Origin of the sequence: Bacillus sp. FSL K6-1560, assembly GCF_038592935.1 — a bacterium.
Taxonomy (GTDB): Bacteria; Bacillota; Bacilli; order Bacillales; family Bacillaceae; genus Bacillus; species Bacillus subtilis.
The window spans coordinates 1,778,887-1,792,741 of record NZ_CP151946.1; the positions used below are offsets into that span (position 1 = coordinate 1,778,887).

Consider the following 13,855-nt stretch of genomic DNA (forward strand, 5'->3'; position numbering starts at 1 on the left):
GAGAAGAAAATGAAATTAACAGGAAAGCAAACCTGGGTATTTGAACATCCCATATTTGTCAACTCAGCGGGAACGGCAGCAGGACCAAAGGAAAAAGACGGACCGCTCGGCTCTTTATTTGATAAAACCTATGACGAAATGCATTGTAATCAAAAAAGCTGGGAAATGGCGGAACGGCAGCTGATGGAAGACGCTGTTAATGTTGCGCTTCAAAAAAACAATCTGACAAAAGATGATATTGACCTATTGCTGGCAGGCGACTTGCTGAACCAAAACGTGACGGCTAACTATGTGGCAAGACACTTGAAAATCCCATTTCTTTGTATGTTTGGCGCCTGTTCAACATCAATGGAAACAGTGGCTGTCGCATCAGCCTTAGTTGATGGCGGGTTTGCCAAAAGGGCACTCGCTGCCACCAGCAGTCACAATGCAACTGCGGAAAGACAGTTTCGCTATCCGACAGAATACGGAGGCCAAAAACCGGACACTGCTACCTCCACTGTAACCGGAAGCGGTGCAGTTGTCATCAGTCAGACACCGGGTGATATCCAAATCACAAGTGCGACTGTCGGAAAGGTTTCTGATTTAGGAATTACAGACCCTTTTGATATGGGATCGGCTATGGCTCCGGCTGCAGCTGATACGATTAAGCAGCACTTTAAAGATCTCAACCGGACAGCGGATGATTATGATCTAATCCTGACAGGTGACCTGTCAGGCGTCGGTTCTCCAATCGTAAAAGACATCTTAAAAGAAGATGGATATCCAGTCGGCACAAAGCATGATGATTGCGGGCTTCTGATTTACACTCCGGATCAGCAGGTCTTTGCCGGGGGGAGCGGCTGTGCTTGTTCAGCGGTTGTCACCTACTCTCATATTTTTAAGCAGCTGAGAGAAGGAAAATTAAACCGTGTATTTGTCGTAGCGACCGGGGCACTATTAAGCCCGACAATGATCCAGCAAAAAGAAACCATCCCGACTATCGCCCACGGGGTTGTATTTGAGCGTGCAGGAGGTGCATCTTAACATGGACTACCTTTTGGCTTTTGTCTGCGGCGGGGCCATTTGTATCGTCGGCCAGCTGCTCTTGGATATTTTTAAATTGACGCCAGCTCATGTCATGACATCATTTGTTGTAATCGGTGCAATATTAGATGGTTTCGGCATTTACGATAAATTTATTGAATTTGCCGGAGGAGGCGCCACCGTTCCGATCGTCAGCTTCGGTCACAGTCTTCTGCACGGCGCCATGCATCAGGCGCATATACACGGATTTATCGGAATCGGCATGGGGATTTTTGAGCTGACCTCGGCCGGTATCTCAGCCGCTATTCTTTTCGCCTTTATCGTAGCTGTTATTTTCAAACCGAAAGGATAATGCCGACATGACGACAAAACGCAAGGTCATACTGGTAACAGACGGGGATGTTTATGCCGCTAAAACAATTGAATACGCCGCAAGCAAAGTGGGAGGTCGATGCATTTCACAATCAAAAGGGAATCCTTCCACCCGCAGCGGCGCCGAGCTTGTCAAGCTGATCGCCTCAGCACCGTATGATCCTGTATTTGTCATGTTTGACGACTCCGGCCTTCAAGGAGAGGGTCCGGGAGAAGCCGCTCTAACCTATGTCGCAACCCATCCGTCTATTGAAGTGCTCGGTGTGATTGCGGTCGCGTCAAAAACACATCAGGCTGAATGGACCAGGGTCGATGTAAGCATTGACCGCAATGGAGAAATAACTGAATACGGCGTCGATAAAGTCGGGGAAAGAGAATTTGATGACCACAGAATGAGTGGAGATACAGTCTATTGCCTTGATAAACTTGATCTCCCGCTTATTGTCGGTATCGGGGATATCGGCAAAATGGGCAGAAAAGACGATATCTCAAAAGGGTCGCCAATCACCATGAAAGCGGTCGAGTTTATTTTAGAAAGGAGCGGGTATCATGCCGGACCACAAGGAAGAGAAAATTCGGGTTTATCGGAATCCAGCTAAAAATGAAGAATATTTCAAAAACCGTGTTGGGATGGGGACGAGCTATGATGTAGGTGTTCGCAAACTCACGATTTTAGATAAAGAGATCCAGCTTTACTATCTAAATGGATTATGCGATACAGCCTATATTATTCATTTAATGAGAGAGCTTGTTGCCATTAACAATCGGAAAGAAGACCCTGATGAGCTGGTCGACATCGTCGAAAACAGGCTGCTTAACGCCCAGGTCGAAAAAGTAAAAACCTTGGATGAAACCACCGACCAAGTGCTGTCTGGGCTCGTCGCTGTCATTGTTGAAGGTGCAGGCTTCGCATTTATAATTGACGTCAGAAGCTATCCGGGCAGAAACCCGGAAGAACCTGATACGGAAAAGGTGGTCAGGGGAGCCAGAGACGGATTTGTTGAAAATATCGTCGTCAATACGGCCCTTCTCAGAAGGCGGATCAGAGACGAGCGCCTTCGAGTCAAGATGACTAAAGTTGGTGAGCGGTCAAAGACGGATTTAAGCATTTGTTATATAGAAGATATAGCTGATCCGGATCTGGTTGAGATCGTAGAAAAAGAAATTGCATCCATTGATGTCGATGGATTAACAATGGCAGACAAAACTGTCGAGGAATTCATTGTTAATCAAAGCTATAATCCTTTTCCGCTCGTGCGCTATACAGAAAGACCGGATGTGGCCGCAAATCATGTTCTAGAAGGCCATGTTATCATTATAGTGGACACATCGCCGAGTGTGATCATTACCCCGACGACTTTATTTCACCATGTGCAGCATGCTGAAGAATATAGGCAGGCGCCTTCAGTCGGGACCTTTTTAAGATGGGTAAGATTTTTCGGTATTCTTGCTTCTACTTTATTTCTTCCGATCTGGTTTCTCTTTGTGCTTCAGCCTGATCTGCTCCCGGACAACATGAAATTTATCGGTTTAAATAAAGATACGCATATCCCGATCATCCTGCAGATATTTTTAGCTGACTTAGGAATCGAGTTTCTCAGAATGGCTGCCATTCACACCCCGACGGCTTTATCGACAGCAATGGGTTTAATTGCCGCTGTTCTGATCGGGCAGATTGCGATTGAGGTCGGCCTTTTTTCTCCTGAGGTAATTCTGTACGTCTCACTTGCGGCGATTGGAACCTTTACGACGCCTAGTTATGAATTAAGCTTGGCAAACAAAATGAGCCGTCTTGTCCTCATGATACTCGTTGCCTTATTTCATATAAAAGGGCTCGTCATCGGATTTACAGTGCTAATTATTGCCATGGCAAGCATCAAATCCCTTCAGACACCGTACTTATGGCCGCTGATTCCCTTTAACGGAAAGGCGCTGTGGCAGGTTCTTGTCCGCACAGCGAAACCTGGCGCAAAAGTAAGACCCAGTATCGTTCACCCCAAAAATCGTTTAAGACAGCCTACCAATTCATAATCGCATTGAAACTGACTGAAGAGTATGATAATGTATGTCTTAATTATGAAGGGACAGTCCATAAAACTGTCCTTTCATCCATAAGCGGAGAAAGAGGGAATGACATTGTTCTTACACGGCACAAGCAGACAAAATCAACATGGTCATTTAGAAATCGGAGGTGTGGATGCTCTCTATTTAGCGGAGAAATATGGTACACCTCTTTACGTATATGATGTGGCTTTAATACGTGAGCGTGCTAAAAGCTTTAAGCAGGCGTTTATTTCTGCAGGGCTGAAAGCACAGGTGGCATATGCGAGTAAAGCATTCTCATCAGTCGCAATGATTCAGCTCGCTGAGGAAGAGGGACTTTCTTTAGATGTCGTATCCGGAGGAGAGCTATATACGGCTGTTGCGGCAGGCTTTCCGGCAGAACGCATCCACTTTCATGGGAACAATAAGAGCAGGGAAGAACTGTGGATGGCGCTTGAGCACCGCATCGGCTGCATTGTGGTGGATAATTTCTATGAAATTGCGCTTCTTGAAGACCTATGTAAAGAAACGGGTCACTCCATCGACGTTCTTCTTCGGATCACGCCCGGAGTAGAAGCGCATACGCATGACTACATTACAACGGGCCAGGAAGATTCAAAGTTTGGTTTCGATCTTCATAACGGACAAACTGAACGGGCCATTGAACAAGTATTACAATCGGAACACATTCAGCTGCTGGGTGTCCATTGCCATATCGGCTCGCAAATCTTTGATACGGCCGGTTTTGTGTTAGCAGCGGAAAAAATCTTCAAAAAACTAGACGAGTGGAGAGATTCATATTCATTTGTATCCAAGGTGCTGAACCTTGGAGGAGGTTTCGGCATTCGTTATACGGAAGATGATGAACCGCTTCATGCCACTGAATACGTTGAAAAAATTATTGAAGCTGTGAAAGAAAATGCTTCCCGTTACGGTTTTGACATCCCGGAAATTTGGATCGAACCGGGCCGTTCTCTCGTGGGAGACGCAGGCACAACTCTTTATACGGTTGGCTCTCAAAAAGAAGTGCCGGGTGTCCGCCAATATGTGGCTGTAGACGGAGGCATGAACGACAATATTCGTCCTGCGCTTTACCAAGCTAAATATGAAGCTGCGGCAGCCAACAGGATCGGAGAAGCGCATGACAAAACGGTATCAATTGCCGGAAAGTGCTGTGAAAGCGGAGATATGCTGATTTGGGATATTGACCTGCCGGAAGTAAAAGAAGGCGATCTTCTTGCCGTTTTTTGTACAGGCGCTTATGGATACAGCATGGCCAACAATTATAACCGTATTCCGAGACCCGCCGTTGTATTTGTCGAAAACGGTGAGGCTCATTTAGTCGTGAAGCGAGAAACATACGAAGATATTGTAAAACTTGATCTGCCATTTAAAACGGGTGTAAAGCAATAAAAGAAAGCGCCGATTTTTCGGCGCTTTTCTTATTTGAATATAGATACAATCGCATTCCAGATAGATACGAAGAAATCAATGACTTTCTGGATGAAGTTTTTGCCCTCATCTGATTCTATGAATTTCGTAATCTTATCTTTCGCTTTATCTAGCTGGTCACTGACCTGTCCCCAGTCAATGTCAGCGTTTTTCATCTTATTGAATAGGGAGACAAGCTGATTCTTTTGGCTGTCAGTAAGTGTGACGTTTAAATCAGAAGCTGCGTCATCCACTTGTTTTTCGATGTCAGCTTTATTATCAGGCACCCCGTTTTTAGCAAACTCTTCTTTGATTTTTGCAATCAGGGCTGATGCATTTTCGTTACCGATTTTGTCTCCAAGCTCTGATGTCGTGACAAGCTCTTGGTTGGCGACCTGCTTAACATCCTCCGAGATCGCTTCGTCAGAAGAAACTTCATACGCCTTAATCAATCCAGTTAAAGCCGCAGTCCCAGATACTTCAAACGGTGCTGTAACATACACCTTCGCATCTTTAACACCGGCTGTCATCAGTGCATTCAGGTACATTTCATCCGTGATGCCGCTGATATTATGGGTCTCAACATTCAATCCGGAGCCTTTTTTGGCAATGGTGATTGAGGATGAAGAAATCGCTCTCGATCCGATTTGCGCGTTTGATATATATTTTCCTAAATATTCATGTTCTTCTTTATTGGTCACGGTTACCGTTGTGGCATTATCAGGGACATTCATTTCATCAAGCACTTTTTGTTTGTCGGATTCTGACAAATCAGCACCCAGTGTTACAATGACATCTCCAACTGCGGCATCCGCGAGACTGACCTTCGGAACCGTCAGCAGCAAAACGGCCGCTGCCAGCATTCCAATCCAAATTTTCTTCAAAGCAGTTTGACCTCCTTCAATTTCACAAGCAGCTGGATAGTGCTGCTTTGTGAGGACCTGAATCATGAAAAATACAGTTCCGTTAGGTTAGACGGAGATAAAGAGATTCAGGTTTCATTTTTATTTTTTAGTAAAGCTCGGGAGATTCGTTTTCCCCCGAAAGGTGTGGTATAATAGCCGCGACAAGGAGAGACAGGCTATAACCTATCATACATAATCTCCTTTGAAAATTAAAATAAAGAAAGTAGGCATACAATTGAAAACAGGTTACTTTTTATTAGAAGACGGGAACAAAATTGAATTTGAACTTTATCCTGAAGCTGCACCTGGAACTGTTGCAAACTTTGAAAAGCTTGCAAACGAAGGGTTTTATGACGGGCTTACATTCCACCGAGTGATCCCTGGCTTCGTCAGCCAAGGCGGATGCCCGCACGGAACTGGTACTGGCGGTCCGGGATACACAATCAAATGTGAAACAGAAGGAAACCCGCATACACATGAGGCGGGCGCACTTTCTATGGCACATGCCGGAAAAGACACTGGCGGCAGCCAATTTTTCATCGTTCATGAGCCACAGCCTCATTTGAACGGTGTTCACACTGTATTTGGTAAAGTAACAAGCGGATTAGAATTCGCGAAAAACATGTCTAATGGCGACGTCATGAAAGAAGTTCGTGTAGAAGGCTAATCGGCAGGCAAAAGGCTTCCTCTTAGAGAGGAAGCTTTTTTTATTGGCCAAAAATGTTCAATAAAAAACCGCCGAATGCTGATGGCGGTTGGCAAAACCAGGTGTTTAGTTAGTGACCCCCGTGTATTGAATACATTAAAAAATTTTGGTGACGTTCTGATCAGTAAATTGATGATTAATCATTTTAGCCTTGCTTACAAAGTTATTTTCAAAGACAATTCCTGTGTTTAAACCTCCGGAGCCAAACACAGATTTGGACAAAGTTAAAGGCCTGATCATAAAAGCGCCGCCTACGTTAATTACACTGTTCCCGGAAACGTTGTTTATATTAATAGGATAATCAATCATACTATCAAGTCTCCTTTCATATCATTCTATTTTTTATATGTATTAGTGCTAGAGTTGATTAGCGTAAACTTAATGGCAAAAATATTTAGGAGATGCCTGTTCACTGGGATTGGTATTTTATAGTAAAATAAATCAAATAAACGTGATGTAATGAAAAGGAGATCGCGATATGGACAACAAAGGCTGTATAAAATGCGGCAGTACTGAAGCAGGACAAAAAGAAATAGCCACAACCGGCACGGGATTATCAAAGCTGTTTGACGTGCAGCATAACCGATTTCTAGTGGTTTACTGTAAGAACTGCGGATATTCAGAGTTTTATAATAAAGAGTCTTCAACTGCCGGGAATATATTGGATTTATTTTTTGGAGGCTGATCCATGTTTTCGAGCTTGAATGATTTTAAACATATTATGAAAGCAAAAAATGGGGTGCGGTTATCACCTGTGAAATAGGTTGCCGCCAACATTCCAGTAACCTTTATGACGTGAATTGTTTTTTGTCAAGTGCCATGGGTATCATGGACTGAGAGATCAATGGAATGCAGTAAATGAACAAACTGTTCGTAACCTCATGCCTTATATACGATCTAAAGATTTAGCATATGAGAACTCTCTTTCTTCTGAGTCCATCGCTTCTGAATTATGCGATTCATTTCTTTCAATATTTGCAGGCTTAGTTATGATCGATAAGAAAAAATAGGCATGATGTGGGTAGAAGATGAAGATTAACAGTTTGTAAAATCACTTCAATGGTCCTAATGGGATTTTTTTTCGATTCGTGATAACATAAATTGAAGACCGTTGTTTATTGGAGGAAATCAGTTGAAATCAGAAAATGTTTCGAAGAAAAAATCAATATTAGAATGGGCAAAAGCAATTGTGATTGCTGTCGTTCTTGCTTTGCTCATCCGCAACTTTATTTTTGCGCCGTATGTCGTTGACGGTGAATCCATGGAACCTACACTTCACGATCGTGAAAGGGTCTTTGTCAATATGACAGTCAAATACATCGGCGAGTTTGATAGAGGAGACATCGTCGTGTTAAACGGAGATGATGTTCACTATGTCAAACGTATTATCGGCCTTCCCGGCGATACGGTTGAGATGAAAAATGACCAGCTCTATATCAACGGGAAAAAGGTGGACGAACCTTATTTGGCAGCTAATAAAAAGAGAGCGAAACAGGACGGTAAACCTTTGACCGATGATTTCGGCCCGGTTAAAGTGCCTGATAACAAGTATTTTGTGATGGGTGACAATCGTCGGAATTCCATGGACAGCCGTAACGGACTTGGCCTCTTCACGAAAAAACAAATTGCGGGTACGTCAAAGTTTGTTTTCTACCCGTTTAACGAAATGCGCAAAACAAATTAGGATCAAGCAGTTTCCCATTGGGGCTGCTTTTTTTATATCTTTTTTACGGTCATCCCCTAAAAACAGAACATAAATTCGTATATCTATAGAAAAGAAATTTTTGCAGAAATGTGAAACATATTCCCGTTATGCATCGTTATATTAATAATTTACGAGAATTTACGGTTTTTTATTCATGAAAAAAAGGAATAACTCATATGAATGAATAGATTCATATTGGCTGGAGGTTTAGAAATGGGAAGAATAAAAACCAAGATTACCATTCTGTTAGTGCTTTTGCTTTTACTTGCAGGCGGTTATATGTACATAAATGATGTTGAGCTGAAGGATGTTCCGACAGCAATTGGACAAACCTTGTCCTCGGAAGAAGAGGAATACACCATCCAGGAATATAAAGTGACGAAAATTGACGGCTCAGAGTATCATGGAGTAGCAGAAAACGGAACGAAAATCATCTTCAACGGAAAAAAATTAAATCAGGATTTATCTGATATAAAAGAAGGTGACAAGATTAAGGCATACTTCAGCAAATCAAAGCGGATCGACGGATTAATCAAGGTTGCAAAAGTGAATGATTAACAAAACATCACCTTTCGGATCGAAGGGTGATGTTTTGTTTTTCTCAAATTGTAAGTTTATTTCATTGCGTACTTTAAAAAGGATCGCTATAATAGCCAATAAGGACAAATGAATAAAGATTGTATCCTTCGGGGCAGGGTGGAAATCCCGACCGGCGGTAGTAAAGCACATTTGCTTTAGAGCCCGTGACCCGTGTGCATAAGCACGCGGTGGATTCAGTTTAAGCTGAAGCCGACAGTGAAAGTCTGGATGGGAGAAGGATGATGAACCGCTATGCAAATGGTTCAAAAATGCATAGTGTTATTTCCTATTGCGTAAAATACCTAAAGCCCCGAATTTTTTATAAATTCGGGGCTTTTTTGACGGTAAATAACAAAAGAGGGGAGGGAAACAAATGGAAGAGTATTATATGAAGCTGGCGTTAGATCTTGCGAAGCAGGGCGAAGGACAGACCGAATCCAATCCGCTCGTCGGCGCTGTTGTCGTAAAGGACGGACAAATTGTCGGAATGGGCGCCCATTTAAAATATGGTGAAGCTCATGCAGAAGTTCATGCCATCCATATGGCTGGAGCACATGCAGAGGGTGCCGATATTTACGTTACACTCGAACCGTGCAGCCATTACGGAAAAACACCGCCATGTGCAGAATTGATTATCAACTCTGGCATCAAAAGAGTGTTCGTAGCGATGAGAGATCCTAATCCGCTTGTGGCTGGAAGAGGGATCAGCATGATGAAAGAAGCCGGCATTGAGGTAAGGGAAGGCATCCTGGCAGACCAGGCGGAGAGGCTGAATGAAAAATTTCTGCACTTTATGAGGACAGGCCTTCCGTACGTCACGCTAAAAGCGGCTGCCAGCCTTGACGGTAAGATAGCTACCAGCAAGGGTGACAGCAAATGGATCACGTCAGAGGCTGCAAGACAGGATGCTCAGCAATACAGGAAAACACACCAAAGCATTTTAGTCGGAGTTGGCACAGTGAAAGCCGACAATCCGAGCTTAACCTGCAGACTGCCGAATGTAACAAAACAGCCGGTTCGGGTCATACTTGATACCGTACTCTCGATTCCTGAGGACGCTAAAGTGATTTGCGATCAAATAGCGCCGACATGGATTTTTACGACGGCACGCGCAGACGAGGAAAAGAAAAAACGGCTTTCAGCTTACGGAGTGAACATATTTACACTTGAAACCGAGCGCATTCAAATTCCCGATGTTTTGAAGATCCTAGCGGAAGAAGGCATCATGTCGGTGTATGTGGAAGGCGGTTCAGCTGTTCACGGAAGCTTTGTCAAAGAAGGCTGTTTTCAAGAAATCATCTTCTATTTTGCCCCTAAACTAATCGGAGGAACGCATGCTCCCAGCTTAATCTCCGGTGAAGGTTTTCAATCAATGAAAGATGTCCCCTTATTACAATTCACTGATATAACCCAAATCGGCCGTGATATCAAACTGACGGCAAAACCGACAAAGGAATAGGATGGTGACCATGTTTACAGGAATTATCGAAGAAACAGGCACAATCGAATCCATGAAAAAAGCAGGGCATTCAATGGCCTTAACAATTAAATGCTCAAAGATTTTAGAGGATGTTCATCTTGGCGACAGCATTGCAGTGAACGGCATTTGTCTGACTGTCACTGATTTTACAAAAAATCAATTCACAGTGGATGTTATGCCTGAAACAGTCAAAGCTACGTCACTGAATGATTTAACAAAAGGAAGCAAAGTAAATCTGGAAAGAGCAATGGCGGCAAACGGCCGTTTCGGAGGCCATTTCGTCTCAGGCCATGTCGACGGAACTGCGGAAATCACACGAATTGAAGAGAAAAGCAACGCAGTTTACTATGATTTAAAAATGGACCCGTCATTAACAAAAACATTGGTTTTAAAGGGATCAATTACTGTGGATGGCGTGAGCTTAACCATATTCGGCCTGACAGAAGACACAGTGACGATCTCCTTAATACCGCATACAATCAGCGAAACGATCTTTTCAGAAAAAACGATCGGCTCTAAAGTGAATATCGAATGCGATATGATCGGAAAATATATGTATCGATTTTTGCATAAAGCCAATGAAAATAAGACCCAACAAACCATTACAAAAGCCTTCTTAAGCGAAAACGGCTTTTAGAGAGGAAGATTTGCATGTTTCATCCGATAGAAGAAGCACTGGACGCTTTAAAAAAAGGCGAAGTCATCATCGTTGTAGATGATGAAGACAGAGAAAATGAAGGAGACTTTGTGGCTCTTGCCGAGCATGCAACGCCGGAAGTCATTAACTTTATGGCGACACATGGGAGAGGACTGATCTGCACGCCGCTCAGTGAGGAAATCGCAGACAGGCTTGATCTTCACCCTATGGTGGAGCATAATACAGATTCTCACCATACTGCATTTACCGTAAGCATAGACCATCGTGAAACGAAAACAGGTATCAGCGCTCAAGAAAGATCTTTTACCGTTCAAGCATTGCTGGACAGCACATCCGTGCCATCTGATTTTCAGCGTCCGGGGCACATTTTTCCGCTGATTGCGAAAAAAGGAGGTGTCCTGAAAAGAGCGGGCCATACAGAAGCTGCTGTTGATCTTGCTGAAGCCTGCGGATCTCCAGGAGCCGGCGTCATTTGTGAAATTATGAATGAAGACGGAACGATGGCGAGAGTGCCTGAGCTCATTGAAATTGCGAAAAAGCATCAATTAAAAATGATCACCATTAAGGATTTGATTCAATACCGTTACAATCTGACAACACTCGTCGAGCGTGAAGTTGACATTACGCTGCCTACTGATTTTGGGACATTTAAGGTTTATGGATACACAAATGAGGTAGATGGAAAAGAGCATGTCGCATTTGTGATGGGAGATGTGCCGTTCGGAGAAGACCCGGTATTGGTCCGGGTACATTCAGAATGTCTCACAGGTGACGTGTTTGGCTCTCATCGCTGTGACTGTGGACCGCAGCTGCACGCCGCGCTGAACCAAATTGCCGCAGAAGGCCGTGGAGTGCTTCTGTACTTGCGCCAAGAAGGACGAGGCATCGGTTTAATCAATAAATTAAAAGCTTATAAGCTTCAGGAACAAGGTTATGACACCGTAGAAGCCAATGAGGCGCTTGGATTCTTGCCGGATCTTCGCAACTATGGCATCGGAGCACAAATTTTACGCGACCTCGGTGTCCGGAATATGAAGCTTTTGACGAATAATCCGCGAAAAATCGCAGGCCTTGAAGGCTACGGACTCAGTATTTCAGAAAGAGTGCCGCTTCAAATGGAGGCGAAAGAACACAATAAAAAATATTTGCAAACCAAAATGAACAAGCTAGGTCATTTACTTCATTTCTAATCACAAATATCACAAAAAAAGGATGGGAATCATATGAATATCATACAAGGAAATTTAGTTGGTACAGGTCTTAAAATCGGAATCGTAGTAGGAAGATTTAATGATTTTATTACGAGCAAGCTGCTGAGCGGAGCAGAAGATGCGCTGCTCAGACATGGCGTAGACACAAATGACATTGATGTGGCTTGGGTTCCAGGCGCATTTGAAATACCGTTTGCTGCGAAAAAAATGGCGGAAACAAAAAAATATGATGCTATTATCACATTGGGCACTGTCATCAGAGGCGCTACGACGCATTACGATTATGTCTGCAATGAAGCTGCAAAAGGCATCGCGCAAGCAGCAAACACTACTGGTGTACCTGTCATCTTTGGAATTGTAACAACTGAAAACATCGAACAGGCCATCGAGCGTGCGGGCACAAAAGCGGGCAACAAAGGTGTAGATTGTGCTGTTTCTGCCATTGAAATGGCAAATTTAAACCGCTCATTTGAATAATTTGCTGAAAACAGTTTAAAAATATGGCGAAAATGATATAATGTGAGAAAACGGATCACCTATTCGTATCCGTTAATAGCAGACTGGACATTTTGGATATAGAGGGGTTTTTATGTTAATTCGTTATAAAAAATCGTTTGAAAAGATTGCGATGGGGCTTCTTTCGTTTATGCCGAATGAAAAAGACCTTAAGCAGCTTCAGCAGACAATTAAGGACTACGAAACGGATACAGACCGCCAGCTCTTTCTTTGGAAAGAGGACGAGGATATCGTCGGAGCAATCGGAGTCGAAAAAAAGGATTCTGAGGTTGAGATCCGGCATATCAGTGTGAATCCTTCTCATCGCCATCAAGGAATCGGAAAACAGATGATGGATGCTTTAAAGCATTTATTCAAAACGCAAGTACTGGTTCCAAATGAATTAACGCAGAGCTTTTTCGAACGTTGTCAAGGTCAGCAGGATCAAGACATTTCATACAATAATTAAGCAGAGGCTGTAATCAGCCTCTGCTTTAGTTTGATGACAAAATCCGAAAACAGTTTTGTTTTAGGTTTTTGTCATCCTTTCAGCGCGATTGAAAACCCTTGAAGTCTAGGAAAGCTGAGCATTGGAGCGGAGCGAATGTTTTCATTCGTGAGCACCAACGCACAGGCTTGACAACGAATGCGAGGGTTTGTCGACACGCTGAGCAGAGGCTGTCATCAGTCTCTGCTTTTTTTTCTGCGTTCTATTTCTTTTTCACGTTCACGGATGACGTCAGTCCGATCCCGCAAACGGTGTTTGTCGATAAGAAATATGTTCCTGAGTGCACTGGGCTGCCCCCATGTATACTTTTTTTTCCTGCATTCGATCCTGCATGCTTCCTCCAGTTTCTCATCTTTGATTGGCAGCATAATGCTTTTATAGGCAGAGCCCGTCTCGATTTGTTCGTAAACCGATTGCATAAGTTCGAGCAAACGGCCATGATCAAGCCCTAAGTCTTCGACTGCCCGGTGTTCTGCTTGAAGAATCCGGATGCTGTTCGCCATCAGTCTTTTTGCCCCGGCTGTATTCTGCCTTCTGTGATGATATAAAGCCACTGCAAGCTGAATAAAGCCCACCCAATAGCGTTTTCGTTTCTTTGGCGGATCTTCCTTCCAATATTCTTCTAATATTTCATGGCATTCAAAATAATCCCGTGTCGCGTGAAACTCAACGAGATAATCTATATAAGCTTTCGGATACAAGGTGTTTCCTCCTTTAATGTGCTTTTAGTGTACCA

At 43.5% G+C, this 13,855-nt stretch carries 17 protein-coding genes, 1 pseudogene and 1 riboswitch; of the genes and pseudogenes, 14 read left to right on the forward strand and 4 right to left on the reverse strand.

The window, feature by feature from the left end:
* The first annotated feature begins 9 nt into the window (after positions 1-9).
* The 5 genes from spoVAD (at position 10) to lysA (ending at position 4,854) form a co-directional block, all read left to right on the forward strand.
* Positions 10-1,026, forward strand: coding sequence for a stage V sporulation protein AD (gene spoVAD / locus NYE22_RS09685; RefSeq protein ID WP_003230465.1), 1,017 nt, complete (start codon positions 10-12; stop codon positions 1,024-1,026).
* A 1-nt stretch (position 1,027) separates the two neighbouring features.
* A complete protein-coding gene (gene spoVAE, locus NYE22_RS09690; protein ID WP_003230467.1) occupies positions 1,028-1,378 on the forward strand; it encodes a stage V sporulation protein AE in 351 nt (116 codons plus the stop codon).
* Between the two features lie 7 nt (positions 1,379-1,385).
* A complete protein-coding gene (spoVAEA, locus tag NYE22_RS09695; RefSeq protein ID WP_003230469.1) occupies positions 1,386-1,997 on the forward strand; it encodes a stage V sporulation protein SpoVABEA in 612 nt (203 codons plus the stop codon).
* On the forward strand, positions 1,948-3,429 hold the full coding sequence (gene spoVAF / locus NYE22_RS09700) for a spore germination protein SpoVAF (RefSeq protein WP_003230471.1): 1,482 nt from the start codon (positions 1,948-1,950) through the stop codon (positions 3,427-3,429). The genes spoVAEA and spoVAF overlap by 50 nt, the downstream gene beginning before the upstream one ends.
* Before the next feature lie 105 nt (positions 3,430-3,534).
* Positions 3,535-4,854: a diaminopimelate decarboxylase gene (lysA, locus tag NYE22_RS09705; protein WP_095252384.1), complete on the forward strand. Its 1,320-nt coding sequence runs from the start codon at positions 3,535-3,537 to the stop codon at positions 4,852-4,854.
* 29 nt (positions 4,855-4,883) lie between these two features.
* On the opposite strand, the gene NYE22_RS09710 is transcribed toward lysA, so the two are convergent.
* Entirely contained in the window at positions 4,884-5,756 is an 873-nt protein-coding gene (locus NYE22_RS09710) for a DUF1002 domain-containing protein (protein ID WP_021479957.1), read from the reverse strand.
* A gap of 256 nt (positions 5,757-6,012) precedes the next feature.
* On the opposite strand from NYE22_RS09710, the gene NYE22_RS09715 reads away from it, so the two are divergent.
* Positions 6,013-6,444, forward strand: a complete 432-nt coding sequence (locus NYE22_RS09715; protein WP_003223931.1) for a peptidylprolyl isomerase — start codon at positions 6,013-6,015, stop codon at positions 6,442-6,444.
* A gap of 135 nt (positions 6,445-6,579) precedes the next feature.
* Here NYE22_RS09715 and NYE22_RS09720 read toward each other — a convergent pair whose 3' ends face one another.
* Positions 6,580-6,792 carry a spore germination protein gene (locus NYE22_RS09720; protein ID WP_172861469.1) on the reverse strand — a complete coding sequence of 71 codons (213 nt, stop codon included), beginning with the start codon at positions 6,790-6,792 and terminating at the stop codon, positions 6,580-6,582.
* Positions 6,793-6,961: 169 nt separating this feature from the next.
* On the opposite strand from NYE22_RS09720, the gene NYE22_RS09725 reads away from it, so the two are divergent.
* Complete coding sequence (locus tag NYE22_RS09725) at positions 6,962-7,168, forward strand: zinc ribbon domain-containing protein (RefSeq protein ID WP_003230483.1); 207 nt, start codon at positions 6,962-6,964, stop codon at positions 7,166-7,168.
* Here NYE22_RS09725 and NYE22_RS09730 read toward each other — a convergent pair.
* Positions 7,111-7,349, reverse strand: a pseudogene (locus NYE22_RS09730) (hypothetical protein). The gene NYE22_RS09725 and the pseudogene NYE22_RS09730 sit on opposite strands and share 58 nt — an antisense overlap.
* Positions 7,350-7,615: 266 nt before the next feature.
* On the opposite strand from NYE22_RS09730, the gene lepB reads away from it, so the two are divergent.
* From lepB to ribT, 7 genes are all read left to right on the forward strand, one after another.
* Positions 7,616-8,167 (forward strand): signal peptidase I, encoded by a 552-nt coding sequence (lepB, locus tag NYE22_RS09735; RefSeq protein ID WP_249850951.1) that lies wholly within the window; start codon positions 7,616-7,618, stop codon positions 8,165-8,167.
* Positions 8,168-8,401: 234 nt separating this feature from the next.
* On the forward strand, positions 8,402-8,746 hold the full coding sequence (locus tag NYE22_RS09740; protein ID WP_003230488.1) for a hypothetical protein: 345 nt from the start codon (positions 8,402-8,404) through the stop codon (positions 8,744-8,746).
* A gap of 120 nt (positions 8,747-8,866) precedes the next feature.
* A riboswitch (FMN riboswitch) is annotated at positions 8,867-9,011 on the forward strand.
* A 129-nt stretch (positions 9,012-9,140) separates the two neighbouring features.
* Positions 9,141-10,226 (forward strand): bifunctional diaminohydroxyphosphoribosylaminopyrimidine deaminase/5-amino-6-(5-phosphoribosylamino)uracil reductase RibD, encoded by a 1,086-nt coding sequence (gene ribD, locus NYE22_RS09745; RefSeq protein ID WP_161986178.1) that lies wholly within the window; start codon positions 9,141-9,143, stop codon positions 10,224-10,226.
* Positions 10,227-10,236: 10 nt separating this feature from the next.
* Positions 10,237-10,884: a riboflavin synthase subunit alpha gene (gene ribE, locus NYE22_RS09750; protein ID WP_014480161.1), complete on the forward strand. Its 648-nt coding sequence runs from the start codon at positions 10,237-10,239 to the stop codon at positions 10,882-10,884.
* Between the two features lie 14 nt (positions 10,885-10,898).
* A complete protein-coding gene (locus NYE22_RS09755; protein WP_038828558.1) occupies positions 10,899-12,095 on the forward strand; it encodes a bifunctional 3,4-dihydroxy-2-butanone-4-phosphate synthase/GTP cyclohydrolase II in 1,197 nt (398 codons plus the stop codon).
* Positions 12,096-12,128: 33 nt separating this feature from the next.
* Positions 12,129-12,593 carry a 6,7-dimethyl-8-ribityllumazine synthase gene (gene ribH / locus NYE22_RS09760; protein ID WP_003223915.1) on the forward strand — a complete coding sequence of 155 codons (465 nt, stop codon included), beginning with the start codon at positions 12,129-12,131 and terminating at the stop codon, positions 12,591-12,593.
* Between the two features lie 112 nt (positions 12,594-12,705).
* The gene (gene ribT / locus NYE22_RS09765) at positions 12,706-13,080 is read left to right on the forward strand and encodes a GNAT family N-acetyltransferase RibT (protein WP_003223910.1); all 375 of its coding nucleotides are present in this window, start codon (positions 12,706-12,708) and stop codon (positions 13,078-13,080) included.
* A 215-nt stretch (positions 13,081-13,295) separates the two neighbouring features.
* Here ribT and NYE22_RS09770 read toward each other — a convergent pair whose 3' ends face one another.
* The gene (locus NYE22_RS09770) at positions 13,296-13,820 is read right to left on the reverse strand and encodes a DUF309 domain-containing protein (protein WP_187001796.1); all 525 of its coding nucleotides are present in this window, start codon (positions 13,818-13,820) and stop codon (positions 13,296-13,298) included.
* Positions 13,821-13,855 lie beyond the last annotated feature (35 nt).

Excerpts from the sequence above, each read along its gene's own strand:
- spoVAEA (WP_003230469.1), top strand. The coding sequence starts at position 1,386 with ATGACGACAAAACGCAAGGTCATACTGGTAACAGACGGGGATGTTTAT.
- NYE22_RS09740 (WP_003230488.1), top strand. The coding sequence starts at position 8,402 with ATGGGAAGAATAAAAACCAAGATTACCATTCTGTTAGTGCTTTTGCTT.
- spoVAE (WP_003230467.1), top strand. The coding sequence starts at position 1,028 with ATGGACTACCTTTTGGCTTTTGTCTGCGGCGGGGCCATTTGTATCGTC.
- NYE22_RS09755 (WP_038828558.1), top strand. The coding sequence starts at position 10,899 with ATGTTTCATCCGATAGAAGAAGCACTGGACGCTTTAAAAAAAGGCGAA.
- NYE22_RS09725 (WP_003230483.1), top strand. The coding sequence starts at position 6,962 with ATGGACAACAAAGGCTGTATAAAATGCGGCAGTACTGAAGCAGGACAA.
- ribH (WP_003223915.1), top strand. The coding sequence starts at position 12,129 with ATGAATATCATACAAGGAAATTTAGTTGGTACAGGTCTTAAAATCGGA.
- spoVAF (WP_003230471.1), top strand. The coding sequence starts at position 1,948 with ATGCCGGACCACAAGGAAGAGAAAATTCGGGTTTATCGGAATCCAGCT.
- NYE22_RS09720 (WP_172861469.1), bottom strand. The coding sequence starts at position 6,792 with ATGATTGATTATCCTATTAATATAAACAACGTTTCCGGGAACAGTGTA.
- ribD (WP_161986178.1), top strand. The coding sequence starts at position 9,141 with ATGGAAGAGTATTATATGAAGCTGGCGTTAGATCTTGCGAAGCAGGGC.
- ribE (WP_014480161.1), top strand. The coding sequence starts at position 10,237 with ATGTTTACAGGAATTATCGAAGAAACAGGCACAATCGAATCCATGAAA.
- spoVAD (WP_003230465.1), top strand. The coding sequence starts at position 10 with ATGAAATTAACAGGAAAGCAAACCTGGGTATTTGAACATCCCATATTT.
- ribT (WP_003223910.1), top strand. The coding sequence starts at position 12,706 with ATGTTAATTCGTTATAAAAAATCGTTTGAAAAGATTGCGATGGGGCTT.